The 25,365-nt window shown below is 37.7% G+C and carries 22 protein-coding genes; 5 read left to right on the top strand and 17 right to left on the bottom strand.

All coding sequences use genetic code 11. From position 1 onward, the window contains the following. Positions 1 to 44 precede the first annotated feature (44 nt). Positions 45 to 1,718 (bottom strand): DAK2 domain-containing protein, encoded by a 1,674-nt coding sequence (locus tag A5821_RS12885; RefSeq protein WP_086315089.1) that lies wholly within the window; start codon positions 1,716 to 1,718, stop codon positions 45 to 47. Positions 1,719 to 1,923: 205 nt separating this feature from the next. Next, entirely contained in the window at positions 1,924 to 2,286 is a 363-nt protein-coding gene (locus tag A5821_RS12880; RefSeq protein ID WP_010761897.1) for an Asp23/Gls24 family envelope stress response protein, read from the bottom strand. Between the two features lie 266 nt (positions 2,287 to 2,552). Here A5821_RS12880 and rpmB point away from each other — a divergent pair, with 266 nt between their 5' ends. Continuing rightward, positions 2,553 to 2,741, top strand: coding sequence for a 50S ribosomal protein L28 (gene rpmB / locus A5821_RS12875; RefSeq protein WP_010761898.1), 189 nt, complete (start codon positions 2,553 to 2,555; stop codon positions 2,739 to 2,741). A 44-nt stretch (positions 2,742 to 2,785) separates the two neighbouring features. On the opposite strand, the gene A5821_RS12870 is transcribed toward rpmB, so the two are convergent. The 11 genes from A5821_RS12870 to gmk all read right to left on the bottom strand — a co-directional run bounded on the left by A5821_RS12870 (position 2,786) and on the right by gmk (position 14,733). Further along, positions 2,786 to 3,430, bottom strand: coding sequence for a thiamine diphosphokinase (locus A5821_RS12870; protein WP_086315087.1), 645 nt, complete (start codon positions 3,428 to 3,430; stop codon positions 2,786 to 2,788). Beyond that, positions 3,430 to 4,080, bottom strand: a complete 651-nt coding sequence (rpe, locus tag A5821_RS12865; protein ID WP_086315085.1) for a ribulose-phosphate 3-epimerase — start codon at positions 4,078 to 4,080, stop codon at positions 3,430 to 3,432. Before rpe ends, A5821_RS12870 begins: the two co-directional genes overlap by 1 nt. Positions 4,081 to 4,124: 44 nt before the next feature. After that, complete coding sequence (rsgA, locus tag A5821_RS12860; protein WP_086315083.1) at positions 4,125 to 5,024, bottom strand: ribosome small subunit-dependent GTPase A; 900 nt, start codon at positions 5,022 to 5,024, stop codon at positions 4,125 to 4,127. 129 nt (positions 5,025 to 5,153) lie between these two features. Beyond that, positions 5,154 to 7,343 (bottom strand): Stk1 family PASTA domain-containing Ser/Thr kinase, encoded by a 2,190-nt coding sequence (gene pknB, locus A5821_RS12855; RefSeq protein ID WP_086315081.1) that lies wholly within the window; start codon positions 7,341 to 7,343, stop codon positions 5,154 to 5,156. Next, positions 7,340 to 8,089 (bottom strand): Stp1/IreP family PP2C-type Ser/Thr phosphatase, encoded by a 750-nt coding sequence (locus tag A5821_RS12850; RefSeq protein ID WP_086315080.1) that lies wholly within the window; start codon positions 8,087 to 8,089, stop codon positions 7,340 to 7,342. The genes pknB and A5821_RS12850 overlap by 4 nt, the downstream gene beginning before the upstream one ends. A gap of 15 nt (positions 8,090 to 8,104) precedes the next feature. Further along, a complete protein-coding gene (gene rsmB / locus A5821_RS12845) occupies positions 8,105 to 9,469 on the bottom strand; it encodes a 16S rRNA (cytosine(967)-C(5))-methyltransferase RsmB (protein ID WP_086315078.1) in 1,365 nt (454 codons plus the stop codon). A 5-nt stretch (positions 9,470 to 9,474) separates the two neighbouring features. Further along, positions 9,475 to 10,416, bottom strand: a complete 942-nt coding sequence (gene fmt, locus A5821_RS12840) for a methionyl-tRNA formyltransferase (RefSeq protein WP_086315076.1) — start codon at positions 10,414 to 10,416, stop codon at positions 9,475 to 9,477. After that, positions 10,409 to 10,903 (bottom strand): peptide deformylase, encoded by a 495-nt coding sequence (gene def, locus A5821_RS12835; RefSeq protein ID WP_086315074.1) that lies wholly within the window; start codon positions 10,901 to 10,903, stop codon positions 10,409 to 10,411. Before def ends, fmt begins: the two co-directional genes overlap by 8 nt. A gap of 60 nt (positions 10,904 to 10,963) precedes the next feature. Continuing rightward, positions 10,964 to 13,396, bottom strand: a complete 2,433-nt coding sequence (gene priA, locus A5821_RS12830; protein ID WP_086315071.1) for a primosomal protein N' — start codon at positions 13,394 to 13,396, stop codon at positions 10,964 to 10,966. A 412-nt stretch (positions 13,397 to 13,808) separates the two neighbouring features. After that, positions 13,809 to 14,114: a DNA-directed RNA polymerase subunit omega gene (rpoZ, locus tag A5821_RS12825; RefSeq protein ID WP_010770429.1), complete on the bottom strand. Its 306-nt coding sequence runs from the start codon at positions 14,112 to 14,114 to the stop codon at positions 13,809 to 13,811. Between the two features lie 4 nt (positions 14,115 to 14,118). Further along, the gene (gmk, locus tag A5821_RS12820; RefSeq protein WP_010766465.1) at positions 14,119 to 14,733 is read right to left on the bottom strand and encodes a guanylate kinase; all 615 of its coding nucleotides are present in this window, start codon (positions 14,731 to 14,733) and stop codon (positions 14,119 to 14,121) included. 455 nt (positions 14,734 to 15,188) lie between these two features. Here gmk and A5821_RS12815 point away from each other — a divergent pair, with 455 nt between their 5' ends. Next, positions 15,189 to 16,637: a DUF1958 domain-containing protein gene (locus tag A5821_RS12815; RefSeq protein ID WP_086315069.1), complete on the top strand. Its 1,449-nt coding sequence runs from the start codon at positions 15,189 to 15,191 to the stop codon at positions 16,635 to 16,637. Between the two features lie 92 nt (positions 16,638 to 16,729). Here the strand turns inward: A5821_RS12815 and A5821_RS12810 are convergent, their stop codons facing one another. The 4 genes from A5821_RS12810 to A5821_RS12795 all read right to left on the bottom strand — a co-directional run bounded on the left by A5821_RS12810 (position 16,730) and on the right by A5821_RS12795 (position 19,898). Beyond that, positions 16,730 to 17,017, bottom strand: a complete 288-nt coding sequence (locus A5821_RS12810; RefSeq protein WP_086315067.1) for a hypothetical protein — start codon at positions 17,015 to 17,017, stop codon at positions 16,730 to 16,732. A 70-nt stretch (positions 17,018 to 17,087) separates the two neighbouring features. Then, complete coding sequence (locus tag A5821_RS12805) at positions 17,088 to 17,972, bottom strand: YicC/YloC family endoribonuclease (protein ID WP_086315066.1); 885 nt, start codon at positions 17,970 to 17,972, stop codon at positions 17,088 to 17,090. A gap of 16 nt (positions 17,973 to 17,988) precedes the next feature. After that, on the bottom strand, positions 17,989 to 18,207 hold the full coding sequence (locus A5821_RS12800; protein ID WP_086315064.1) for a YdbC family protein: 219 nt from the start codon (positions 18,205 to 18,207) through the stop codon (positions 17,989 to 17,991). Then, positions 18,207 to 19,898 (bottom strand): patatin-like phospholipase family protein, encoded by a 1,692-nt coding sequence (locus tag A5821_RS12795; protein WP_086315063.1) that lies wholly within the window; start codon positions 19,896 to 19,898, stop codon positions 18,207 to 18,209. The genes A5821_RS12800 and A5821_RS12795 overlap by 1 nt, the downstream gene beginning before the upstream one ends. A 160-nt stretch (positions 19,899 to 20,058) precedes the next feature. On the opposite strand from A5821_RS12795, the gene A5821_RS12790 reads away from it, so the two are divergent. The 3 genes from A5821_RS12790 to A5821_RS12780 are packed head-to-tail and all read left to right on the top strand — an operon-like array spanning position 20,059 to position 25,303. Further along, entirely contained in the window at positions 20,059 to 21,747 is a 1,689-nt protein-coding gene (locus tag A5821_RS12790; protein WP_086315062.1) for a molecular chaperone HscC, read from the top strand. Beyond that, positions 21,744 to 23,852, top strand: a complete 2,109-nt coding sequence (locus tag A5821_RS12785; RefSeq protein ID WP_086315060.1) for a hypothetical protein — start codon at positions 21,744 to 21,746, stop codon at positions 23,850 to 23,852. The genes A5821_RS12790 and A5821_RS12785 overlap by 4 nt, the downstream gene beginning before the upstream one ends. A gap of 17 nt (positions 23,853 to 23,869) precedes the next feature. Further along, a complete protein-coding gene (locus A5821_RS12780; protein WP_086315058.1) occupies positions 23,870 to 25,303 on the top strand; it encodes a DUF1958 domain-containing protein in 1,434 nt (477 codons plus the stop codon). The last annotated feature ends 62 nt before the right edge of the window (positions 25,304 to 25,365 follow it).

Here is a 25,365-nt window from a genome sequence, read left to right as displayed (position 1 = left end):
AGAAAAAGCCAAACAACAAGTGTCTGGCTTTAGTAAGTCATTAATTATTCAGCTGAAAATAGATATGGATAAACAGGTTGTCCACCTTCATGAAGTTCTGTTTCTAGATCTTCGTATTCAGCCGTCAAAGCTTCTACAAATTTTTCAGCTTCTTTCATTGTACCACCCTCGCCGACAATGATCGTTACGATTTCCGTATCTTCATCTATCATGCGTTTTAGTGTATCCAATGATGCTTTAAACATATCTGGTTCAGAAACGACGATTTTACCGTCGATCATTCCTAGATAGTCATCTTTTTTGATTTCGACATTATCGATCGTTGTGTCACGTACAGCTGTTGTTACCTGTCCACTGACAACACTTTCGATCATTTCTGTCATGGTTGTTTTATTTTCTTCAAGGGTTTGTTGATCATTGAATGCAAGCATCGCTGTCATTCCTTGAGAGATTGTTTTCGTTGGAACAACCGCTACTGGAATATCTGCTACTTCTGCTGCTTGATCCGCTGCCATGAAGATGTTTTTGTTGTTAGGTAAGATAATAACTTGATCCGCATTCACTTCTTTAACAGCTTTCAAGATATCTTCTGTACTTGGGTTCATTGTTTGACCGCCGCTGATGATGTAACTTGCACCAAGGCTACGGAATAATTCTTGGACGCCTTCTCCTGCTGCAATCGCAATCACAGCATAAGGAACACGTGCTTTTTGAGCAACTGCTGCTTGAGCGTCATGTTCAACCAATGTTTCATGCTGCAAACGCATGTTGTCGACTTTGATTTTCACTAATGAACCGAATTTTTGTCCGTAGTTCATCACTTCACCCGGATGTTCCGTATGCACGTGAACTTTAATGATTTCATCGTCATTTACAACAAGTAAAGAATCACCTAATTCATTTAAGTAGTTTCTAAATGTTTCATAATCGAAATCACTGTCCACTGTTGGACCTTCACCGATTTGAACCATGATTTCTGTACAATAACCAAATTTGATATCTTCAGTCGCTACATGTCCGCTAACACCGCGATGATGTTCAGCATTGACCATCTCGTCCATCTCACCTGGGCTTGGTTCATAGATTTCTGTTGCCAAGAATTCACCAGATAAAGCTTCTAAAAAGCCTTCATAGATAAATAACAAACCTTGACCACCACTATCGACCACGCCGACTTCTTTTAACACAGGTAAAAGATCAGGTGTTTTAGCTAGAGCACGTTTTGCTCCTTTAACAACTGCTTCCATCACTTCGATACAATCGTCTGTTTCTTTTGCCTTACGCTCACCAGAACGGGCAGCTTCTCTAGAAACAGTCAAAATTGTTCCTTCCACTGGCTTCATTACCGCTTTATAGGCAGTCTCTACACCATGAGTAAATGCTGCTGCTAAATCTTTTGCATTCAACGTCTCAACATCTGGAATTTGCTTAGAAAATCCGCGGAATAATTGTGATAAGATAACACCAGAGTTCCCTCTAGCACCCATCAACAATCCTTTTGAAAGAATCGTTGTTAGTTCTCCGACTTTTTCAGAACGAGAATCGGCTACAGCCTTCGCTCCACTTGTCATAGATAAGTTCATATTGGTTCCTGTATCACCATCTGGTACAGGGAAAACATTCAATGAGTTGACATATTCTGCATTCACATGCAGACGACTCGCACCAGCCTGAACCATCTCTTGGAACTGACTTGCACTGATTTCTGTTACATTCACCTAAAAAATCCTCCTTTGAGATTCACTGTTGCATAGAAAAGCGAAACGAACCGCTTAGACCTCGAACAAATTAGGAAAGTGCAGGAAAGATGCTTTTTGTCTTTTCGGCATTTTATCTATTTGTTGAGAGGGCTGGTTCGTGGAGCTAGATCAATAAAAAGTGAAACGATCACATCCAGCTAAACTCTTGCTAACAGCTGGCTACCTAGTCAGGCAACACACGAACACCTTGTACAAATACGTTGACAGAATTAGCTGTCACACCTAGTAATGTTTCAAGATTATATTTTACTTTCTCTTGTACATTACGTGAAACTTCTGAAATTTTTGTTCCATAACTCACAATTGTATATACGTCGACCGCAACGCCGTTTTCTTCTTGACGAACGACAACGCCTTTAGAATAATTTTCTTTACGCAAAATGCCATTTAAATTATCTTTGATTTGGTTTTTACTAGCCATACCGACGATTCCATAGATATCCGTCGCAGCACCGCCAACGACCGTGGCAATAACCTCATTGGTAATCTCAATGGTACCTGCTGGTGTTTTGATTTTTACAGCCATTGATGAAAGCCTCCTTAAAGAGCACAATTGCCCTATTTTCTTCTATAATATTTTAACATAGCCATACCTTAATGAAAAGGAACTTATCTAGATAATTATAGAGAGTCTCATCGAATTTACCAATAATTGTATAATTTACATCGTTTGAAGGAAAATGTCAAACAGATTTGAAAATCCTCTTGCAAAAAACTGCCTTCTGTGATAAATTAAGTTAGTATGAGCTGAAAACTATCGCTCCGAGATCAAAGCAAAGGAGGAAACTAAAAATGGCAAAAGTATGTTACTTTACTGGTCGTAAGACAAGCAGCGGCAATAACCGCTCACATGCAATGAACGCTACTAAACGTACTGTTAAACCTAACTTGCAAAAAGTTCGTGTATTAATAGACGGTAAACCTAAAAAAGTTTGGGTGTCAACTCGTGCTTTGAAATCTGGTAAAATCGAGCGTGTTTAATAGAACGTAATCAAAAAGCTGAACGGCATGCCGTTCAGCTTTTTTTATTTATCATCGCGACTTTGGATTACGGCAATCATGCCTGCATCAAACGAAAATCCAGCCGATTCACCAACAAATTCATTACTTGCATAAGAAATAGGAAGGCTAACATCGACATGATCCAACGTATATTTACTTTCTGTCAGTGTCAGGTTTTTGACCGGTATTAAACAGCAATAGGCTAAATAAGTCATTCCTACTTCTTTTGTCACACTATACTCTCCAGGAAGATAGTAGGAGACACTATTTTGGTAATCTTTTAATTTTATTTGGTGCGCAAAACTCTGAAAACGCGATTCAAGAGGGAGCCATAAATTTGCTAGAAAGTGATCCAAACGACCACCTGTTGCACCGATGATCGTAATTTCAGCTTCTGGAAACTTTTTAAGTGTATGAGCTAAAGCTAATTGGGTATCGGTATCATCTTTTTCTGCTTGTGCTTGCACAAGTTCTTTCGTCAACCTTTGGATAAGCTGTTGTTCATCCTCCGTTAAAGAATCAAAATCTCCTACCGCCAAATCCAACGACCAACCCTGCTCTACAATATACAAGCTTCCTCTATCGATGCCCACCAAATAATCAAACTCTTCCATGTCAAACTGCGGCCACTTATCAGGCGAACCACCTGCCACAAGAAGAATATTCATTAATCTAACACAGCTCTAAGTGCAGCGATGCGATCTTTAGGGCTTTCTGAATCATAGATATAAGAACCCGCCACAAAAACATTAGCACCTGCTTCTTTACAACGTTTGGCTGTCTCCGGCACAATACCACCATCTACTTCAATATCGTACGTATACCCTTTGGATTCTTTCCACTCTTTTAATTGGGCAATCTTATCTAATGAACTTTCAATAAACGATTGTCCCCCAAATCCAGGATTCACCGTCATGATCAAAACTTGATCAACTAAATCCAACACATACTCGATGGCTGACAAAGGAGTCCCTGGATTGATCACCACACCCGATTTCACACCAGACGCTTTGATCATTTGGACAGCACGATGGATATGCGGCGTTGACTCTGCATGAACCGTGATGATATCTGCTCCAGCTTTCGCAAATGCTTCAATATAATTTTCCGGCTGAACGATCATCAAGTGAACATCTAGAGGTAATTTTGTCACTGGTCGAATTGCCGAGACTACGTTAGGGCCTAACGTAATATTAGGTACGAATTGACCATCCATCACATCCACATGAATATAGTCTGCCCCTAATTTTTCGACTAATTGAATATCTCTTTCTAAATTGGCAAAATCGGCACTTAAAATCGATGGTGCTAGTTTCATTAAAACCACTCCTTGAATTTTGTAGGTTCGTTCTTCAACGTTTCTTATTTTTTCTTATAAATCGGTCTACGGTTTTCTATTTCTAGTAAAAACTGCAGATAATTATCATAACGTGTTTGAGCGATTGTTCCTGCTTCTACACGTTTTTTCACTTCACAACCTGGTTCTTTGCGGTGCATGCATTCGCGAAACTTACATGAAACGGCAGCTTCTACAAATTCTGGAAATTGTTTCGGCAGATCAGTAGTTTCCATTTCTAAAAAGTCGATCGAGCTAAAGCCTGGTGTATCCGCGACTAAACCGTCATACAACGGCAACAGTTCCACATGGCGTGTGGTATGTTTCCCTCGGCCTAGTGATTCAGAAATTTCATCGGTCGCTAATTGTAGGTCTGGAGAGATTTTGTTTAGTAAGGTCGATTTACCCGCACCAGATTGACCCATGAAAACAGTCAAACGTTCTGGAAAATACTGCTCTAAAGTCCGAACAGCGTCTTCATCATTTGCTTTTGTCGCAGCAATCACAGGATAACCAATATCTCCATAGACCTTTTTGACATCTGCTACGCTGACAGCTTCCGTACCTTTCAATAAATCGACTTTCGTCAAATAAATGATCGGTGCGATTTCTTTATCTTCTAACGTGACTAAAAAACGATCCAACAAATTATATGAAAAATTAGGTTCGATCATACTCATAACGACTACACCTTGATCTACATTTGCTACTGGAGGACGCACCAACTCATTGTGTCTAGGATAAACTTCAAGTAAATAGCCATCGGTTGGATTATCACTTTCAAACATAACTTCGTCACCGACTAGTGGGGTGATTTTTCGATTACGAAAATTCCCGCGGGCTCTTGTTTGAAATGTTGCGCCTTCTGCATAAATGTAGTAAAAACCACTTAATGCTTTTCTGATTTGACCTTTCAGAAATGCCACCTCCTCGTTTCTATTGGTTCCATTTTAACATAGGTTGAAGAAAAGCTAAATGCAGGGCTAGAGAAATCATTTTTTCACATAAAAAAAGTGATTAAGACAATGTTCATCTTAATCACTTATGTTACTTATTTAATTATTTTCATTACCTGTTGAATCGGTTGCACTTGAGAAGTTGACTGTTACGGAAGTCCCTTTTGCGACACTATCCCCAATGCTAGGCGACACACTAATGACTTTTCCTTTAGATGCATCTCCTGATCCTTGTACATACTTCAAGCCACTGCCTTCTATTTGGGACTTAGCCTCAGCTGAAGAAAGTCCTAGAATACTTGGAACACTCACGTTACTCGGCCCAGTACTAACTTTTAACGTAATTTTACCATTTTTAAGATCAAAGGTCGCACCTGCCCCTGGATCTTGAGAAATAACCGTTCCTTTAGGCAGATCACTAGCTTCATCTACTCTTGAGATTTGATTCTCTTTGATTCCTAAACTGACTAGAGCATTTACTGCATTATCATACGTATAACTTTCTGCATAACTCCCTAAAACAACTGTACTTGATTCAGAGCTCGTTGTCGTCGTTTTATCAGGCCCAGAACTTACCGTTAATGTGATCTTACCTTTTTTAGGATTAAATGGATTCCCTGCTGCGGGATTTTGAGCAATAACCAAATCTTTCGCTACAGTATCACTTGGTTTATCTACTCTAGTTATTTGACTTTCTTTAATTCCATAACTTGCCAATTCATCTACAGCATTGTTATAACTGTAACCTAAACTTGCATAGTCAGCTAAATAAATATCAGCTGGTCCTTCACTAACAACCAACTCGATTTCATCTGTTTTCGGATCTACTTCAGAACCTTCTTTTGGTGTCTGACTGATGACTTTGTCTTCATCAACTTTAGAATCCGTTTCCTTCGTAATCTTGATCTGACTTTCTTTGAAACCTAATTCACCTAATTTTTCAATGGCATCTTTATAACTTTCACCAGTCACCTTAGGTAATTTTATTTTTTTATTGCCAGTACTAATATATAGCTCAATCTCACGATTTTTCTTTACTGTAGAGCCTATCTCAGGATTTGTCTTGACTACTTTTCCTTCTTCGATGTTCTCACTTTGTACTTGTTTTACTTCGTTCTTTACTTTCAACCCAGCATCTTCTAATAAACTGCGCGCTTGTGCTTCAGTCTTGTCTTCCACGTTAGGAATCTTGACTTCACTACTGCCTCGCCCAGCAAAATAAAACAAACCGCCGATAATCAAAGCCAAAGCGAATAAAATCAGAAAAATAATCAAAGGCTTTTTCTTCTTTTTCTTCTTTGTTGCCTTTTCCTGATTTTCGATCTCTTCATGTTCATTCCGCTCTTCAGGCGGTGTTTCCATCGAATTGAAAGAAGATGGCATCGCCATTTCATCCGTGATTGGGGTTAAAATTTTCGTTTCACCCATCAATCCTGTTGGTTGCCATTTCGGCTCGTTCAAGCGATTCGCTGCTAATACCGTATATAAATCACGTGACATTTCTTCAGCAGTTTTATAGCGATCAGCTGGATCTTTAGCCGTTGCATGTAATACGACATTTTCCAACGACTGAGGAATATTAGGATCAAAATTTTTGACTGACGGCATTTCTTCTTGGAAATGTTTCAAAGCAATTGTTACGGCTGATTCACCATCAAACGGCACATTTCCTGTCAGCATTTCATATAAAATGATCCCAACTGCATAAACATCGGACTGATTAGTTGCCATACTGCCGCGAGCTTGCTCTGGAGATAAATAATGGACTGAGCCCAACATCGTATTTGTTTGGGTGATTGATGTTTCTGTCAATGCAATGGCTATCCCAAAATCGGTGATTTTAACAACGCCGCTTTCATCCATCAAAATATTTTGCGGTTTTAAGTCTCTATGAATGATTCTATGTTCGTGCGCTAATGAAACTGCTGATAAGATTTGTTCCATGATATCAACAATTTTTGCATATGGAATTGGGTACTGTGTCTGGATAAATCGTTTCAGATCCATTCCCTTCACATACTCCATCACTAAGTATTGTAGACCATCTTCTTCGCCTACATCATAGACACTGACGATATTTGGATGAACCAACTCAGTTGCGGCTAAGGCTTCTCGTTGAAAGCGACGGATTGCTGCTTGATCATTTTGGAAGTCAAAACGCAGTACTTTGACAGCAACATCACGATCTAAAATCAAATCATGTGCTAAAAATACATTTGCCATGCCACCACTGCCGATATTGCCAATAATATGATATCGACCATTTAATTTTCTGCCGATTTCGATCATTGGTTTTCCTCCTTCTGTTCGTCAAAATGGATCACTAAGACAGTAATGTTATCCGCGCCGCCTGCTTCATTGGCTGTCGCGATCAATGTTTCAACTTTTTGGTTTAATGGTTTTTCTGAAAGTAAGATAGTTAGAATATCCTCTTCCGACACCATATTTGTTAACCCGTCCGAACATAGTAATATATAATCATCCGGTACCAAAAGATGATTGGCTACATCAACTTCCACCATTCTGGGCATACCTAACGAACGTGTCAACACATTTTTTCTCGGGTGATTTGCAGCCATTTCACGTGTGATTTCACCAGATTTTACAAGTTCATTGACTAGAGAATGATCCTCTGTCAATTGACGTAATTGATTATTGCGTACTAAATAAGCTCGACTATCACCAATATTAGCCAACACAAATGATTGCTCCAGTAATACCGCACTGACGATCGTAGTCCCCATACCTAAATATTCCGGTCGAGATTGTCCTTTTTCATAAATCATTTCATTTTCGTCTTGGATTTCTTTGATCAGCCACTGTGCTGCCTTTTCCGATGTATCGATATGACTTTCTTGCCAGCGCTCACCAAGATTATTGACTGCCATCTGACTTGCAACATCGCCCGCCTGATGACCGCCCATTCCATCTGCTAAAATAGCTAGAGAAACGCCCGATTGATTTTCAAATAGCCCAGCATAATCCTGGTTGGTATTGCGTTTCCGTCCGACATCTGATTGAAAATTGATTTCCACTATGCTTCACCTCGTTTAACAAACTTTCTGCATACAGCAAATAAAAAATCCATCCGTCCCTAATTGATGCGGGTATAGTGTGAGCATTTGCTCATGTACAGAAGGCTCAACTGCCTCACTAACACTCACATCGATTTTTTTAAATTCTGGATGCTTTTGTAAAAATGCTGCCACAACTTCCTGATTTTCTTCTTCAGCAATTGTACATGTACTATAAACCATTATACCGCATTGTTTTAATGTTTTGGCAACACTTTCTAGAATTTCTAATTGGATTTTAGGTAATTGTTCAAAATCTTGCGCTGATTTATTGTATTTAACATCTGGTTTCCGGCGCATCAAACCTAATCCTGAACAAGGTGCATCTACTAAAATACGGTCAAAATATTCTGCTGGAAATTCTTCCCCTACTTTACGTGCATCTAATTTCTCAGTATCAACAACCTCTTTTACGTGTAGACGGTCAGCGTTTTGTTTGATCAATTTAATTTTATGGTCATGAATATCCAAAGATTTCACCCGACCGCCTTGTGCAGCATCAAGAAATGTTGCAATATGGGTGGTTTTACCACCAGGTGCCGCACAGGCATCTAAAACCACATGATTTTTTTCGATTTGCATTGCTGGCGCTACCAACATAGAGCTTTCATCCTGAATCGTCAGTTTACCTTCTGCAAATAAATAACTACCCGCTAAAAAACCTTTTTCAGCAACTACACCATATGGCGAAACTTGACTGGCAGATGCTTCAATGTGATCTTTTTGCAATTCTTCTAACGCATCAGCAACACTGATTTCACGAGTATCGACACGACCGCTAACATGACTTTTCTCAAAAAGAGAGAGGCCTAATTTTCTTGTTTCATCCATTCCCATTTGTTTGATCAGTTTTTCGGTCAACCATTTTGGCATACTGATTTCCACTGACAAACGCTCAACAGGATCTTTGATATTCTCTAAACTAGGTACTCCTTCACGCTGAAAGGCGCGAAGCACGCCATTAACAAACTTACCGATTCCGACATTTCCTCTATGTTTACCAATTTCTACTGCTTCATTGATAATCGCATGGTCCGGTATTTTGTCTAAAAACACTAATTGATAAATCGATAAACTAAGTAAATTTTTCACCCAGCTGTCCACTTTTTTAGGATTTGTAATAAATGGCGTCAAATAATATTCTAGTAGCAACTTACGGCTGATTGTTCCATACACAAGTTCTGTGAATAAGCGACTGTCTTTTTCTCCCAAAGCAGACTTGTTGATCATTTCATTTAATAATAAATTTGAATACGCTCCGCCATTGTCTACACGCTCAATGGTTCTTAATGCAACGTAACGAACAGAACTCTTGACTCTTGCTGGTATTTTCTTTCCCATTTTGATTAGCCCACCTTATCTGATTCTGTAACTGCTTTACCGACACCATTTAAGAAATCTTGAATGAATAATTTCCCTTTGCCGGATGGCTGAATCGTATTTACAGCAAGAACAGTTCCTTCTCCGCAAGCGATCCATAGTTCTTTTTTGCTACGTTTAATAATGGTTCCAGGATCTGCCTTTGTTGTTTCATCTAAAGGTGTGACTTCCCATAACTTCCAATTGACATCCTGATATGTCGTGAACGCTGTCGGCCACGGACGCATGCCGCGCACTTGATTATCGACTTGTTCCGCTGTTTTATGCCAATCGATCCGTTCTTGTTCTCTCGTGATATTTGGAGAAAATGTCACATGATTTTCGTCTTGAGGAATCGGCGTGATTTCATTGGCCAAAAGTTTAGGCAACGTCTCTAACAGCAATTCCTTTCCTACTACACTTAGACGGTCAAACATTGTCCCTACATCATCAGATTTAGTGATTGGAATCGCCTTTTGAGAAAGAATATCTCCAGCGTCCATTTTCTTCACCATTTCCATGATTGTAACACCTGTTTCTTTTTCGCCTTCAATGATCGAATAATGAACAGGAGCACCGCCACGATATTTTGGCAATAGAGAAGCATGGACATTGACTGCACCAAATTTTGGCGCATTTAAAATTTTCTCTGGTAAAAATTGACCGAAAGCAGCCGTTACAATAAGATCTGGCGCAAGCTCGATAATTTTGTCCATTTCAGGTGATCCTGAGATTTTTTCTGGCTGTAAAACAAGTAAGCCATGTTTGACTGCAGCTTCTTTCACAGGTGTTGGTGTGATTACTTTTTTTCGTCCTACTGGGCGATCTGGTTGGGTGACTACCGCTTGGATTTCATAGCCATTTTCTATTAGTCCTTCTAAGATAGGTACTGAAAAAGCTGGGGTTCCCATAAAAATTAGTTTAGTCATCTAAATGTTCCTCCATATATGCATCTAAATCTTCTGGTTTGATCGGTTCAATGATTTTATCGATAAATAACTCACCATTCAGATGATCGATTTCATGTTGAAATGCTCTGGCAAGGTAGCCATAAGCAGTTACTTCAATCTCGTCTCCTTCACGATCAAAATAACGAACGGTCACTTCATCTGCTCGTTCAACAGTGCCATATGTTTCCGGGATGCTCAAGCAACCTTCAACATCGATATCTGTGCCTTTTCGCTCGATGATTTCTGGATTGATCAGTTCAAACAAACCTGTTTCTTCATCCACTTCGATTACCGCAAGCTGAAGATTTTTACCAATTTGAGGGGCTGCTAGACCGATTCCGTCATGAGCAACCATTGTTTCGTACATATCTTCTAAAAGCGCGATTGTTTCATCCGTAATCATCGTTACTGGTTTTGCTTTTTGTTTTAGACGTTCATTAGGGTGTATCACTATAGGATAGCGCATAGGGTTTCCTTTCTTTTGATCAAGCATTCTCTCACTATGATGCTTGATATAACTAAGAGCTTATATAAAATTCATTGGCTCAGCATCGATCGATAATTTCAATCCGTGCGCTGTTGCTCTTTGAGTGTCAGTCAGTATTTTTTTCAAGATATTTTGTAGATTCGGTTCATTTTTGTACTTAATGATTACTTGATAGAAGTATCGATTATTGACACGCATGATAGCGTTAGGCGTTGGTCCAAGCAAGATACTTTGGTCAGATAATCCTTCTTTCAGTTCTTTGACTATTTCAAACATTTGTTTAGCCGCTTGATTTTCTTCTGGGTGACTTGCAGTAATTTGCACCGTAAAATAAAAAGGCGGATAGTCGCCCCGATGGCGGACGTACATTTCTTTTTGGTAAAAGTCCTCATAATCTTGAGCCTTGGCTAATTGAATCGCATAGTGCTCAGGATTAAAGGATTGAATAATTACTTCTCCAGGCTTTTCCGCTCGACCTGCTCGACCACTAACTTGTGTCAACAACTGAAATGTTCGTTCACTTGAGCGAAAGTCCGGCAGGTTAAGTGCAGTATCAGCGTTTAATACTCCAACTAATGTTACGTTAGGGAAATCTAATCCTTTAGCGATCATTTGTGTCCCTAATAAAATATCTGCTTCATGGTTGCCGAATGCTGTTAAGATTTTCTCATGAGCGCCTTTTCGTCTAGTTGTATCAACATCCATCCGTAAAACACGACTTTCAGGGAACAACGCTTTGAGTTCTTCTTCTACTTTTTGAGTTCCCGTGCCATAATATCGAATTTTATCGCCACCACAGTTTGGACAATGGTATGGGATTCGCTCTTCATGACCACAATAATGACATTTCATCGTTTTTGTATCCATGTGCAGGGTCAAAGAAATATCACAGTTTGGGCAAGGTAAAACATAACCGCAATCCCGACACATCACAAACGAAGAATAGCCTCGACGATTTAGTAATAATACGCTTTGTTCCTTTTTAGCTAAGCGATCTTGAATTTTTTCTTGAAGGGCCAGCGAAAAGGATGACGTATTTTTATTTTGAATTTCTTCACGCATGTCTACTACATCGATTGTCGGCAATGTCGCTGTCTGATTGGCTCTTTTAGATAATACTAGTCGTTCATATACATTTTTTTGTGCACGAGCTCGGGTTTCCAATGAAGGTGTCGCACTGCCTAAAACTACTGGACAATGGTGATAGTCTCCTCGCCAAATAGCTAAATCACGTGCATGATAACGCGGCGTTTCTTCTTGCTTGTAGCTGGCTTCATGCTCCTCATCAATGATCACAACACCAAGATTTTCTAAAGGAGCAAAAATAGCAGAACGTACCCCGACTACGACTTGTGCTTCACCACGTTCGATTTTCCGCCATTCATCATATTTCTCCCCTTGAGACAGCGCACTATGCATTACTGCTACTTGCTCCCCAAAACGACTTTTGAAACGATGAACCATTTGTGGTGTCAACGAGATTTCCGGTACTAGCATCATCGCTGTTTTCCCTTGATTCAATACTTCAGCAATCACTTGAAGATACACTTCAGTTTTTCCACTGCCTGTGATTCCTTCTAGTAAATACGTTTGGCTTTTCCCTTGATTCATTGATCCTAGAATTTTATCCACGGCATTTTGTTGTTCATCATTTAAAGCTAGTGCTGTAGTTTGTTCAAACGTATGATCTGCAAATGGATCACGATAGGCTTCAGCTTCGATAAATGTCAGCCATTGTCTGTTTGCTCCATCGTTTAAAACAGCTGTACTAAAACCTAATTCTTTCATCTCTTTGACTGTAGTCATTTTTTCTAAGCCTAATTGCTGTAAATAGTTGATCAACTGTTCTTTCTTTTGTGATCCTTTTCTAAGTTCTAATCGCGCTTCTTCTAATTGTTCAAAGTCTTTCAGAGCTTGGATGTAGCGGATCGTCTTTACTCTATTTCGCGTATTGACTTCATAACGAATATCGACTTTTTGCTGTTTTCTAAGCTGCATCAATTGGGGCAAGATATTCCGTGCTAAAGCATCGTCCCACGCAATTTCATCTAGTCCATAGAACAACTCATCTTGCATGTTTCCTTCTAATTCATCTGTTAAGTATATGTATTTGCTATAATCTGCACGCATTACGCTAGGCAACATGGTTTGTAAGCAGGTGATTTTAAAGGCAAATGTTTTTTCCTTCATATAGTCAGCTAGTTCTAAGAGTTCTGTATTGAGTACTGGCTTTAAGTCTAAAACTGAAAGAATTTCCTTCCATTCAAACTTTTGTGCTGCAATCACATCGTCAGAAACTTCATCTATTGCTAAAACAAAGCCTTGCAGATGCCGATTTCCATTTCCAAAAGGAACTTCCACCCGCATGCCCACTGTTAATTGTTGTTCTAAGTTCAAAGGAATCAAATAAGTAAACGGTTGATCTGTCTGCATCGTTGGTACATCCACAATTACTTGTGCCGCTTTTCTCATAAACATTCCTCCATTCTATAATTGTAGTACTGATTTTCTGTCAGAGCTAAACGGATTCGTTCAGCTTTGCTTTGAAACACAGCGAATCTATGAGCTGATGTTGAAAAGTACAAGAGTTTCGAAGAAAGTGTTGATCCATTCCTTTGATCTAGCTTCTCGAACCATCTCTTCGGAAAAAAGATGGAATCTGCTCGTGCTAAAAAGCAGCACAATCATATTCCCCTATTTTTCTGTCAGAGCTAAACGGGTTCGTTCAGCTTTTCTTTGCCTATTGTACTAAAGAATCAGGCATTTGTCTTGTTCCTCTGATTTCTGTTACTAAAAATTAAAGGCCTCAGTCGAGGTTTATTTTTAAAACACATAAAAACTGAGATGAAAGCTATTTATAGTTTCATCCCAGTTCTGTATTATTTTATAAACTTTTTTCTTCACGGATGCGATTTTCAAGTTCTTTTTGCTCTTGTTCACGTCTCATTTTTTGTTCTTCTTTTGCCATACGCATTCTTTCACGTTTTTCTTCTGGGCGAGGGTCATTGATCACTGTTGCAGCATCGATTTCTTCTAATGCTTGACCTACGCTTTTTACAGATTCAAAACTTTCTAGTGTTGGTTGTGCACCTTCATCTAGTTCATGAGCACGTTTGCTTGCTAGGATCACAAGTGAATATTTTGATGGTACTTCTTTTAATAATGAGTCAATAGATGGTTTTAGCATCATAAGGCTACATCTCCTTCAACATTTTAATATATTTGCCAATTACTCGATCAACGCGAAAATGTTCACTCGCGATAATTTCTTTGATTCGCTTCACTGCTAGCGGCACTTCATCGTTCACTACAGCATAATCATATAATGCCATCATTTCGATTTCTTCGCGAGCCACACGCATTCTTTCTTCAATCACATCGTGATCATCAGTCCCACGACCAACAATTCTTGATTTTAGCTCTGCTAAATCCGGCGGTGTTAGAAAAATAAAGACACCATCTGGTACTTGTTCTTTCACTTGTTCAGCACCTTGGACTTCGATTTCTAGAAAGACATCTTTTCCTTTATCAAGCGTTTGATTAACATAAGAAAGTGGCGTTCCATAATAATTCCCGACATACTGTGCATATTCCAGCATTTCACCAGCTTCAATCATTGCTTCAAATTCTTCTTTTGTGCGGAAATAGTAATCCACTCCTTCTACTTCTCCTTCCCGCATCTTACGGGTAGTCATAGAAATTGAGTACTGAAAATCATTCTCTTCACTATCAAAAATTGCTTTTCGCACTGTTCCCTTACCAACTCCAGAAGGACCCGATAGTACAATTAATAATCCACGCTCTGACATGATGACTTCCTTTCATTAAAAGCTGAACCGGCTTGTTTAGCCTTGACAAAAAAATAGGAAAAAATAAAATCGATGTTCCTTACTACAATTATTTTTCATTTTTTTCCAAGTTGTTAGCCTGTAAAGCTGGATAATTTAAAAGTTGAACAAGCGTGTTTGCTCATACAACTATATTTTAATAAAGTATTAGTTCTATAATGCACTTTTTTTCAGTAATTTTCAAGGCTTTACCACATAATATTTTCGAAAAAGGCACATACCATTTTAATTCTAACATCTAGCAAACTAATCTTGTATTTATAAAGCTGACTTTAAGCCCCTTTCAATAAATTTATCAAAAAAAGTATACAACACCCCCGTTTTTCAAGTAGAATAAAGTTATTACACATTTTCACAATAAAATAACTAACCTGTTTAATGAAGTGAAAGTACTAAAAATGAAGGGATTTAACTCAATGTTCACTAAAAAAACACTTTTTAAAACGACTAGTTGCTTTTTAATAATGACTTGTTTTTTACTCGGAAGTTTTACTCAAAAAAGCTATGCAGAAGAAGATTTGATGGATTTTGCTGAAAAATCAGGTTTTCCAGTCAAAGAAAATTATCGACCTAAGGCTTCAATCGTAATTGATGCTGATTCAGGTCAGATTTTGTGGGAAGATCAACCTGATTTATCTTGGAGCCCTGCAAGTATTGCTAAAGTCATGACGATGTATCTAGCTTTAGAAGCAATGGAGCAAGGGAAATTTAACTTAGATACGACAGTCACTGCAACTGAGAAATATGTAGATATTTCTCAACTCTACGCATTAAGCAATAATAAGATTTCCTTGGGCGTTGACTACCCTGTCCGGGATTTATTTTCAATGGTTGCCGTGCCTTCCTCAAATGTGGCTACACTGATGCTGGCTAATTTAGTTTCTGATAACGATGAGGCTGGGTTTATTCGTAAAATGAATGAGAAAGCAGCAGAGTTAGGCATGACAAACACAACTTATTTTAATTGCAGCGGAGCTCAAATTAGTGCCTTTGATGGATTATATCAAGCAGAAGGAATCGATCCAAATGGCGATAATAAATCAACGGCTAGAGACTTAGCAATTTTAACCTACAATTTACTAAAAAAATATCCTGATGTATTACAGTTCACGAGCAAGCCTGTAGTTACAACGATGGAAAATACACCTTACGCTGAGACTTTTGAGACATATAATTACTCATTACCTGGCGCAAAATATGGCTATGACGGAGTAGATGGATTAAAAACTGGATCAAGTCCAACTGGTGGTTTCAATTATATTGCGACGGCTAAAAAAGGAGATATTCGTCTGATTGAAGTTGTGTTAGGCGTTGGGGATTGGTCGGATCAAGAAGGGGAGTATGAGCGACATTTAGCTGGTAATGCCATTTTAGATCACGCCTTTTCTACTTATGAATATAAAAAATTATTGTCCAAAGGATCAAATAAGATCAACAAAAAAGAAATAAACTTGGAACAAGATTTTTACGGTTTTGTGAAAAAAGATACCCAGCCTAGTTTCAAATTGGTCGATGGTCAACTATCTTTAACGAATAATTATGGACAAGTTTCACCTAACATCCCTGTTCACAGCGTTCGTTATCAAGAATCGACATCACCCGCTGACGACAAACCATCTGCTAAACATGAAAAAAAGAATAGCTCTGCTCCTTCAAAGACTAATAAAACGGAATATAATTACTTAGTCAGCGCCATATTAGCTATCTTAGGTTTACTCCTACTTGTTTTTTCAAGAGTGTTTAGAAAACGAATTGCTGGAGTCAGAAGAGGTAGTCGTAAAATGGCTACACCAACGACGAGATTTTTATTTATTTTAGGAGCGCTTTTGCTTCTTTCAGCGATTGGTGTACTACTCTTTTTATAAAATATAGAATAGAATGTTTATTCAGATTTTAAGGGACTGATATATAACTCAGCAAGTTATATATCAGTCCCTCTTTTTTATTATAGTATTTCTTAAAATCCCATATTGGATAACGTATTCACAACACCCATAATCTCATCATGGCGTTTGATTTTTTTATCCACTGGACCATCTACTTCTTCAATATCCACACGAACAACAAAACGACGGTTCAATGTCACAAAGGCCTCTTCATTTACACGAATATTTAAAACATCTTTTGTAAATGACACACAGGCATCTTCCCAAACATCAAATGGTTCTTTATCAGAAATAATTTCTCTTTTTACCACGGATTTTCCGCTTAATTCATGGAACGTTACATCATAATAATTTGACATAAAAATTCACCTCTTTGCTTTCTTCTCTTTAATTATAGCTTTAAAAAATAGAATCACAAACTATTTTCTATTATTCGACATTTTGAATTTGTTCACGTATTTTTTCGAGGATCGTTTTCATCTGAACAACGATGTTTTTGATTTCGATCGAGCTAGATTTAGAGCCAATCGTATTTACTTCACGATTCATCTCCTGAATTAAAAAATCTAGTTCCCGACCAACTGGTTCTGACTGAATTAATAATTCCTGCAATTTATCTACATGAATCACTAAGCGATCCAATTCTTCATGGATATCCCCTTTTTCCAGTAGAATTGCCATCTCGGTCAGCAGGCGTGTTTCATCAACTTGACCGCCTAACCAATCATTCAATCTTGCTTCAAATTTTTCCTGGTAATCTTTCTCATAGATCTCGACAAAGCCAGTCAGCTCGTTCACTAAATCAGTAAAATCTTGACTATATACGGTCAATACTTGTTGAATTTTTCGACCTTCCTGTAAACGGCTGGCATCGATTCGCTCGACTGCTTTTTTCACAGATTCTAATATTAACAAACCAAAAGTTTCGTCTGCTTCCTGCTTTTCTGTGACTTCAACATAATCTGAGTTGTTAAGTAGTTGATTGATATTTTGCGCAGGATCAAATTCAGCTTGGGGATAATTAGCGGTTAATTCCTGCCGAACTTCTCCCAACAATTGATGAATCAAATCCCAGTGGATCAACACTTCTTTATTGCCACTGCCCGTTTGTTTAATATTGATGTACGCTTCGATTCGCCCGCGTTGTAATGTTTCTTTCATCAATTGGCGAATAGCCATTTCATGAGGATTGACCTCTTTTGGCATCCGTAATTGAATATCTAAAAAACGCTGATTGACACTTTTGATTTCTACATCGATTTGATACGTGTCATTTAAAAATGTTTCTTTTCCAAAACCAGTCATACTTTTCATTGACAGGGTGTCCTTTCTACATCGATTTTATTGCTTTAGATAAGATTTCAAATTCTTCATTTGTTAAGGTAATGCCTTTGCCCATTTTTTCATGGTCAACAGACCAGTCTCTCAAATCAAATTTTGGTGGACGCCCATTCCAACTAACTAAATTAAATTCTTTACGCCAACCTCTTCCGTTATCGGATAAAACTGCGATCTCTTCTACGATTTCATATGAAAATTCTTGTGCCATTATTGATCCACTCCTTGTTGTATAAATTCTTTCATTAAAATTTGTAATACTTGAACTGGTAATTTGTCCAATAAAAAAACCAAACGTTGTATTTTTTCTTTTTCATCTACATTTAGTAAATTGCTCATTAATGATAACTGTTGTTTATCCGAAAGTAAAAAGTAATCTTCATAGTATTTCATCAGCCATTCTTGAACAGAAATCATTCCAACGCTATCCGCAAAATCCGTCTTCATTTCACTTTGCTGCAGTAGTTCTACTATCTCTTGGATCGTATATAACTTTGAAGCAGAAATTTCCTGCCCCTTAGCTAACAGCTCCAATAAAACCAATCCGACATTTTCAGTATACACCCTGTCTTTATAAACTTTACGCAATTTTTTACAGATTTTATTTTGTTGAGAGATAGAATCCCATAATTTTATTTTATACGTATCATCAACAAAGGAAAAAAAGGCTTGTTGAAACACGGTCAAACTACTTATCGTTTCATCAAATGTATACCAGAATCCAAGATATTTCCCACTAATAGCCTTTAGTGTCTCCAAGTACCCTAATTGAATATTTTTCGTTGAACGAGCACCGTCGAATAAAAGAACAGCTCCCATTGACCATGGTGTTTGTAAAGTCAGACGACTAACTGTTTGGGGGATTTTCACTGGCTTTGTGATCCCTGGACCTTTCACATCTACAATGATGCATTCCGTCGCCCCATTTTGTAACGCGATATCAACAGGGATATTATTTCGATAACCACCATCAACATAATATTTATCCGCAATTTTTGTTGCTGCCATCGCTGGAAAAAAGGAAGCAGAAGCAAGCAACCAACTCTGCCATTGATTCATCTGACACGCATTAAAATGAATGTCTTTCTCCTGCATATTCGGCAATTCAGTGGTAACCAAATAAAAATCGGTAGTGACCTGTTTCATTTTTTCTTGTGAAAATGTGTCTCTGATCAACTTTTGCAGTGGTTTTGTCGATACCCCATTTGACTGGATTGCACTGAATGTAAAAGAGCCAATTTGACTCATCAGCCCTCCAAAAGTATCGCTAGGTGTCACGACTGTTGGAAAAGATAGAATTTGTTGCGTATCGATTGTTTCCCACATATTTTTAGCTGCTTCAAAATCATTTTGTAAAATCAGTGCTCCGTTCAATGCACCTACTGATGTACCCGTTATAATTTTAATTGGGATCATCAACTCTTTCAATGCTTGCCATACCCCAACTTGATAAGCACCTCTTGCTCCACCACCGCCTAAAACCAATCCAGTATGATACATTAGTTCTTTGACTGCTACTCTATTATTTTCCATCAAATACCCATGTTTCAAAAATACTTCTTGTAAATGCAGGGTGAGCGCTCTTGGAAAACGAACAGTAATTTCTGCTTGAAATGTTTGTCTAAAAAATCGATCAATGGCTAAAAAGAGCGATGACCAGCTTAATTGGATCGTTTCAGGAATCAATAAATTAGTTATTTCCCCTGCTTCAACTACCATAAATAAATACGGGCTCTTCCCTTGATAAATGACATACGCGGTCCCGCTATTATCCCGTACTTTTTTCCTAAATACTTGTCTTGCTAAAGTATGGGCATCATAAAAAGGGAGTAACTGAACACTTTTAGCAAGTTGCTCAGTAAAATTAGGCCACTCTGAAGCAACCATTTGTTCACTTCTCACTCCAAACACCTCCATCGTCTAAAGTATACCAAAATTAACCAAAAATTACTTTTTATTAAAAAAAGGCAAAAAAGATACATTTCCCTTCGCTTTTCACGTAAAATAAAATTGTTAGACTTTTTATATAAATACATAATTGTTGGTAAAAAAGGAGAATATTATGGGGATAATAGGGATTGATTTAGGAACATCAAATAGTTTAGTCTCGTTTTGGGATGGGGAATCTGTTCAATTGATCAACAATCAATTTGGTCAGATACTGACACCATCAGTTGTTGGTGTGGATGATAATGGGGATATTTTAATTGGCGCAATTGCGAAAGAACGGCTGATCAGTCATCCTCAGTTGACAGCAGCAACGTTTAAACGATTTATGGGAACTGATAAAAAATATGACTTAGGCGGACAGTCCTTCACGTCAGTCGAGCTGTCTTCTTTGGTATTACGTAGTTTAAAAGAAGATGCTGAATTTTTTTTGAAGCAGCCGTGTAGTGAAGTTGTGATCAGTGTACCTGCTTATTTTAATAATATCCAACGGGAAGCAACTGTAGAAGCTGCTAAACTAGCTGGATTAACAGTACAAAATCTCATCAGTGAGCCTACAGCTGCCGCAATGGCCTATGGGTTTCATAAAGAAGCTGATCAATCGATTTTAGTCGTAGATTTAGGTGGCGGAACATTTGATGTCTCGTTATTAGAGATGTTTGATGGCGTGATGCAAGTAGAAGCGATTTCTGGTGATAATCATTTGGGTGGTGAAGACTTCACTCATGTGATCGTTAGAGACTGTTTAAGCACTCTCGATTTAAGCGGTACTGTTTTATCTGCAACAACACAATCCGTTTTATATCAAAAAGCTGAGTTACTAAAACACACATTGACAATACAAGAATCCAGTTCATTTGAGTTTGAGTGGGAAGACAATGTGTATTCTTATCAACTGTCACAAAAACGCTATAAGGAACTTTGTGAACCACTATTAGCGAAAATGCGGCAGCCGATCGGGCGTGTTTTAAATGATGGTCAGATCAGCATCCAAGAGATTGATCAAGTGATTTTAATTGGCGGTGCTACAAAAAATCCGATCGTCCGTAACTATTTTGCTCGTTTGCTAAAAACCATACCTTATACACAAATCAATCCAGATGAAGCCGTTGGTCATGGCGCTGGTATTCAAGCTGCTTTAAAGCAGGATCGATCTATGGTCAGTGAAATGATTCTAACGGATGTCTGTGCGCATACTTTAGGCGTTGATTCTGTTAGCCAAACAAGTACAGGCTACATCGACGGTGTTTTTTCGCCTATTATCGAACGTAATACCACGATTCCTGTTAGTAAAATGAGAACTTTTTACACACTAAGAGACAATCAAGAATATGTTACATTTTCCATTTATCAAGGCGAAAATCCAATGGCAAAAGATAATCTAAAAATCGGTGAATTAGAGATAAAAATTCCAAAAGGACCTGAAAACACTCCCATCGATTGTCGTTTTACGTATGACTCTAACGGGCTTTTAGAAGTCCTTGTCACGGATACGAGCGGTCGGTCCAAGCAACTGATCATTGAAAGTTCACCTGGTAAATTGACATCAAAACAAATGCAGGAAAGTTTAGCAAAGCTCGCGGCGTTAAAAGTCCATCCACGAGACCGTGCTGAAAACCGTTTATTACTTGCTCGTCTAGAAAGACTATATGCGGAAACAACTGGTTTACAGCGCGAACAAGTCCAAGCATTACTCTTTCATTTTAGAAGTGTCTTAGAAAAACAGGAAGAAATCTTGACCAAACGAACAGCTGCTGAATTAACACAACAGCTAGAAGAACTTGAAAAAGGATTATGGCTATGAATCCTTGGAAAATCCTAGAGATTACGCCAACTTCTGATAAAAAAATGATCAAGCGCGCTTATGCCGAAAAGCTGAAAACAATGATTCCAGATGAACAGCCTGAAGAATTTCAGTGCTTAAAAACAGCCTTTGATTTAGCGTTGACTTTATCAAAAAACGATAGTTTAATAGAAGATGATCTTTTTACCTCAATTGCTGCAACAACCGAAATTGCTGAGGAATTTTCTCAACCTTCCGATGATTATACCCATCATGGACAGTCAAGCTTTCCTGCTTTCCAGCCATTAGAGGGGTTCTCTGATCAGTTACAAAAAATCATCGACGAGGAGAACTATTTTGAAAATGTATCTGTCTGGAAAGAGTTATTAGCATCGATCGACAGTTGGTCAATTGATGAATATATGCAAAACACCTATACGATCCAATTATTTTTAGTGGAAAATTATCCCTGTCTTGCTAGAGAAATCATTCGTTTTTTATTTCAGACGTTTGACTTAACAGAACTAACTGATCATATCGGCCAAGAGCGGTTTGTTTCAACTCACTTTCTTGAGTTGAAAAAAGTGATCTACAACGTTCCACCTTTCTCATTTCAAATAGCAGAGAACATTCCTGCTAATTTGAGAAAAAAGTATTTTCATTTACGCTATGAGATTTATCAAATAATTGCTAATAAGCAAAGCTATATAACAAGTATTGATGATAAAATCAGAAATTGCGCCGAAATTTTTGCTGAGGATAGCGAACTTTGGAATCTACAAATGATCGATTTACTGGATAAGACAAATGGCTTTTTAGAAAATGAAGACGCGCTAAAGCAATATAAGTTCTTGCTAAATCGAACACAAACAATGAACAGCAGTCCAACAACTATTTTTTTAAATAGATATTTCATGTTATTAACTGAAACACAAACAGATGACGCGATTTTCAATTGGAATAAAGAGCAGCTCACTATACCAGAAGAATTATTTCTTCTTATTCTCGGCTGTATATTCTTTAAAAAAAGCCAGTATGTCCCTGCCTTCAATCTTTGGAAGCAACTAAATATTTCCAGAAAAATCGCCCTGCAAGAACAATTTAAAGTGATTTTACCGCACTTATCTAAAGATCAAAAAGTGGACTATCGATTGATCGAAAAAGAAGTTCGGAGAGTCTTAGAACCTAAAACAGAAATGACTGTATCGTTTAAAAAAGGCTTTATGTTTTTATTTTGTAGTTTGTTAGTTCTACTATTTATGGTCCAAATTTCCTCTAGACCTCAGACTCCTAGAAGGATTGGTAGAACGCCAGAAGAACTTGTGAAAGCTTATAGAGAAAAGCATTCAAACCAGCAAAAAACTGAAGAAATTGAAGCAAAAGAAGCATCTGACTCAGAACTTTATGGTGATAGTTTAGAAGAGCGTTTTGTTCATTACTTTTACGCTTCTGATGATCCTAAAGGGAAGCAATTGTTTATCGATAGAAATGTCAATGATGTGCAATTGAAAAAACTATTAAGCTACTACGTAGACCAAGATACCCATAAATATAGCGACAGTTCTGGTTTCAAGTTTAAATCCAACACTGTAAGTGACCCTAACAGCAAAAAGACTGCCGTCTATTATAAAGAAGAGTTATTATGTATTCTGGAATCAGGTGCGTTTACCCTTACCCTTGAAAATGTTTATGGAAATCAATGGCATCTACTTTCAGATATCAAATTTAAACAATTACTTAACACAATAGAAATCAATCCAGAAAGTTCCACAACTATTTTTCTAAAAAAATTCCTATTTTCTGACAACAAACAAGAAAATCTGTTAGAATACACTGACTACCTTTCAGAAAATATGAAAATAATTTTAGAGAATAAATTAAATGAACCCATTTCTGACAATTTACGAAAAGGATTTCTATATCTTGTACGTGAACCCAAATTAAAATTTATTGTCTCTGATCAAAATCAAGAAAATGAGGAGAAATTGATTCTCACTTTCGATGAACTAGGAAGGTTAGATCACGTTTTCGGACCAAATTGGGAAGAAGTGGATGAAGAAATGATTCATTACTCTAACAGAGAAGCTTTTAAAAATATTCCTACTTTATTAGAAGAACCTGATTAATTACAAAGGATGTTTATATGAAGAAAAGAAACGTTTTACTGAAAATCTGCTCGCTACTATTGTTTTTAGGTTATTTTTCCGGTCTATTCACAGCCTCAAGCGCTTATGCTCAAGAAGATATCTTGACGATTACACAAAATGCAGGCTATCAAACAAATGAATTTTACAAACCTAAAGCATCGATCGTTATCGAAGCTCAAACGGGGCAAGTTCTTTGGGAAGATAATCCTGATTTAAAATGGAACCCTGCCAGTATCGCTAAATTGATGTCTGTCTACCTTGTTTTTGAAGCAATGGAGCAAGGCAAATTCACTTTGGATACAACCGTTAAAGCAACAGATAATGACCAAGCTATTTCACAAATTTATGAATTAAGTAATAATACGATTGTTTCCGGTGTAGATTATCCTGTTCGAGATTTGTTATATGCAACGCTGGTTCAATCATCAAATGTTGCAACCGTGATGTTGGCAAATCTAGTGACAGCGAATGATGAAGCAAAATTTATCCATATGATGAACGATAAAGCAAAAGAACTCGGCATGACTAATTCGACATTTTATAATTGTAGTGGTGCCGAAACAGGGTCTTTCAATGGTTATTACAAACCTGAAGGAATCGACCAAAATGCAGATAACGTGACGACTGCGCGCGATTTAGCTATTTTATCTTATCATTTATTAAAAAATTATCCAGATACTGTGACCTTTACAAGTCCAACCCAAATCACGATCATGGAAAATACGCCTTATGCTGAAGTTTTAGAAAACCATAACTATTCTTTACCAGGTCTTGCTTACGGTTATGAAGGCGCAGATGGCTTAAAAACAGGTTCAAGCCCAACAGGTGGTTTTAATTACGCCGCAACGGCTAAGCGAGAAGACACACGTTTGATCGAGATTGTTTTAGGTGTTGGTAACTGGGAGGATCAAGAAGGTGAGTTACAGCGTCACGCTTTTGGTAATGCAATTTTTGACCGAGCTTTCGCCACTTATGAATATAAAAAACTACTTTCTAAAGGAAATAACACAGTCAACCAAGAAGAAATTATTTTAGATCAAGATTTTTATGGTGTACTTCAGCGAAATACCGAACCAGCCTTTAATTTATCTGCTGATAAATTAACAGTTGAAACTGGACTTACTTCAGTCTCACCAACAATCAAGGCACCAAGCTCCAATTTCAAGTATGCAAAAAAATTAAAAGCATTACAAAATTCAACTCTTTTGAAAAACGTAAAGAAAAAAAATGGCTTATCTACCTTTTTCGTTAATGGCTTACTGATTATTCTAGGTCTCTTATTTATGGCATTAGCAAAACTATTTAGAAAAGAACCTATTGAAGCTAGCAGCTCCAAAAAATTCAGTCCCATATTTGCTTTAGGTATCCTATTTATTCTTGCAGGAGTCGTTTTAAGTATCTATACCGTAGTCGTTGGTCCTTGGATTTAGACAAAATAACAGCCACCCTATGAGTTTATCTCATTAGGTGGCTGTTATTTACTTATTCAAAA

It is taken from the genome of Enterococcus sp. 7F3_DIV0205 (genome assembly GCF_002141365.2).
Taxonomy (GTDB): Bacteria; Bacillota; Bacilli; order Lactobacillales; family Enterococcaceae; genus Enterococcus_L; species Enterococcus_L palustris.
Note: the sequence above shows the minus strand (reverse complement) of the source record. Positions and strands in the feature narration are given on the sequence as shown.

Bases quoted from the DNA above. Each gene is read 5' to 3' on its own strand.
- A5821_RS12870 (WP_086315087.1), bottom strand. From the start codon at position 3,430: ATGAATATTCTTCTTGTGGCAGGTGGTTCGCCTGATAAGTGGCCGCAG.
- A5821_RS12785 (WP_086315060.1), top strand. From the start codon at position 21,744: ATGAATCCTTGGAAAATCCTAGAGATTACGCCAACTTCTGATAAAAAA.
- pknB (WP_086315081.1), bottom strand. From the start codon at position 7,343: ATGATCGAAATCGGCAGAAAATTAAATGGTCGATATCATATTATTGGC.
- rpe (WP_086315085.1), bottom strand. From the start codon at position 4,080: ATGAAACTAGCACCATCGATTTTAAGTGCCGATTTTGCCAATTTAGAA.
- A5821_RS12805 (WP_086315066.1), bottom strand. From the start codon at position 17,972: ATGAAAAGTATGACTGGTTTTGGAAAAGAAACATTTTTAAATGACACG.
- rsmB (WP_086315078.1), bottom strand. From the start codon at position 9,469: ATGGGAAAGAAAATACCAGCAAGAGTCAAGAGTTCTGTTCGTTACGTT.
- gmk (WP_010766465.1), bottom strand. From the start codon at position 14,733: ATGTCAGAGCGTGGATTATTAATTGTACTATCGGGTCCTTCTGGAGTT.
- rpoZ (WP_010770429.1), bottom strand. From the start codon at position 14,114: ATGATGCTAAAACCATCTATTGACTCATTATTAAAAGAAGTACCATCA.
- A5821_RS12810 (WP_086315067.1), bottom strand. From the start codon at position 17,017: ATGTCAAATTATTATGATGTAACGTTCCATGAATTAAGCGGAAAATCC.
- A5821_RS12880 (WP_010761897.1), bottom strand. From the start codon at position 2,286: ATGGCTGTAAAAATCAAAACACCAGCAGGTACCATTGAGATTACCAAT.
- A5821_RS12790 (WP_086315062.1), top strand. From the start codon at position 20,059: ATGGGGATAATAGGGATTGATTTAGGAACATCAAATAGTTTAGTCTCG.
- def (WP_086315074.1), bottom strand. From the start codon at position 10,903: ATGCGCTATCCTATAGTGATACACCCTAATGAACGTCTAAAACAAAAA.
- A5821_RS12800 (WP_086315064.1), bottom strand. From the start codon at position 18,207: ATGGCACAAGAATTTTCATATGAAATCGTAGAAGAGATCGCAGTTTTA.
- priA (WP_086315071.1), bottom strand. From the start codon at position 13,396: ATGAGAAAAGCGGCACAAGTAATTGTGGATGTACCAACGATGCAGACA.
- A5821_RS12780 (WP_086315058.1), top strand. From the start codon at position 23,870: ATGAAGAAAAGAAACGTTTTACTGAAAATCTGCTCGCTACTATTGTTT.
- fmt (WP_086315076.1), bottom strand. From the start codon at position 10,416: ATGACTAAACTAATTTTTATGGGAACCCCAGCTTTTTCAGTACCTATC.
- A5821_RS12815 (WP_086315069.1), top strand. From the start codon at position 15,189: ATGTTCACTAAAAAAACACTTTTTAAAACGACTAGTTGCTTTTTAATA.
- rpmB (WP_010761898.1), top strand. From the start codon at position 2,553: ATGGCAAAAGTATGTTACTTTACTGGTCGTAAGACAAGCAGCGGCAAT.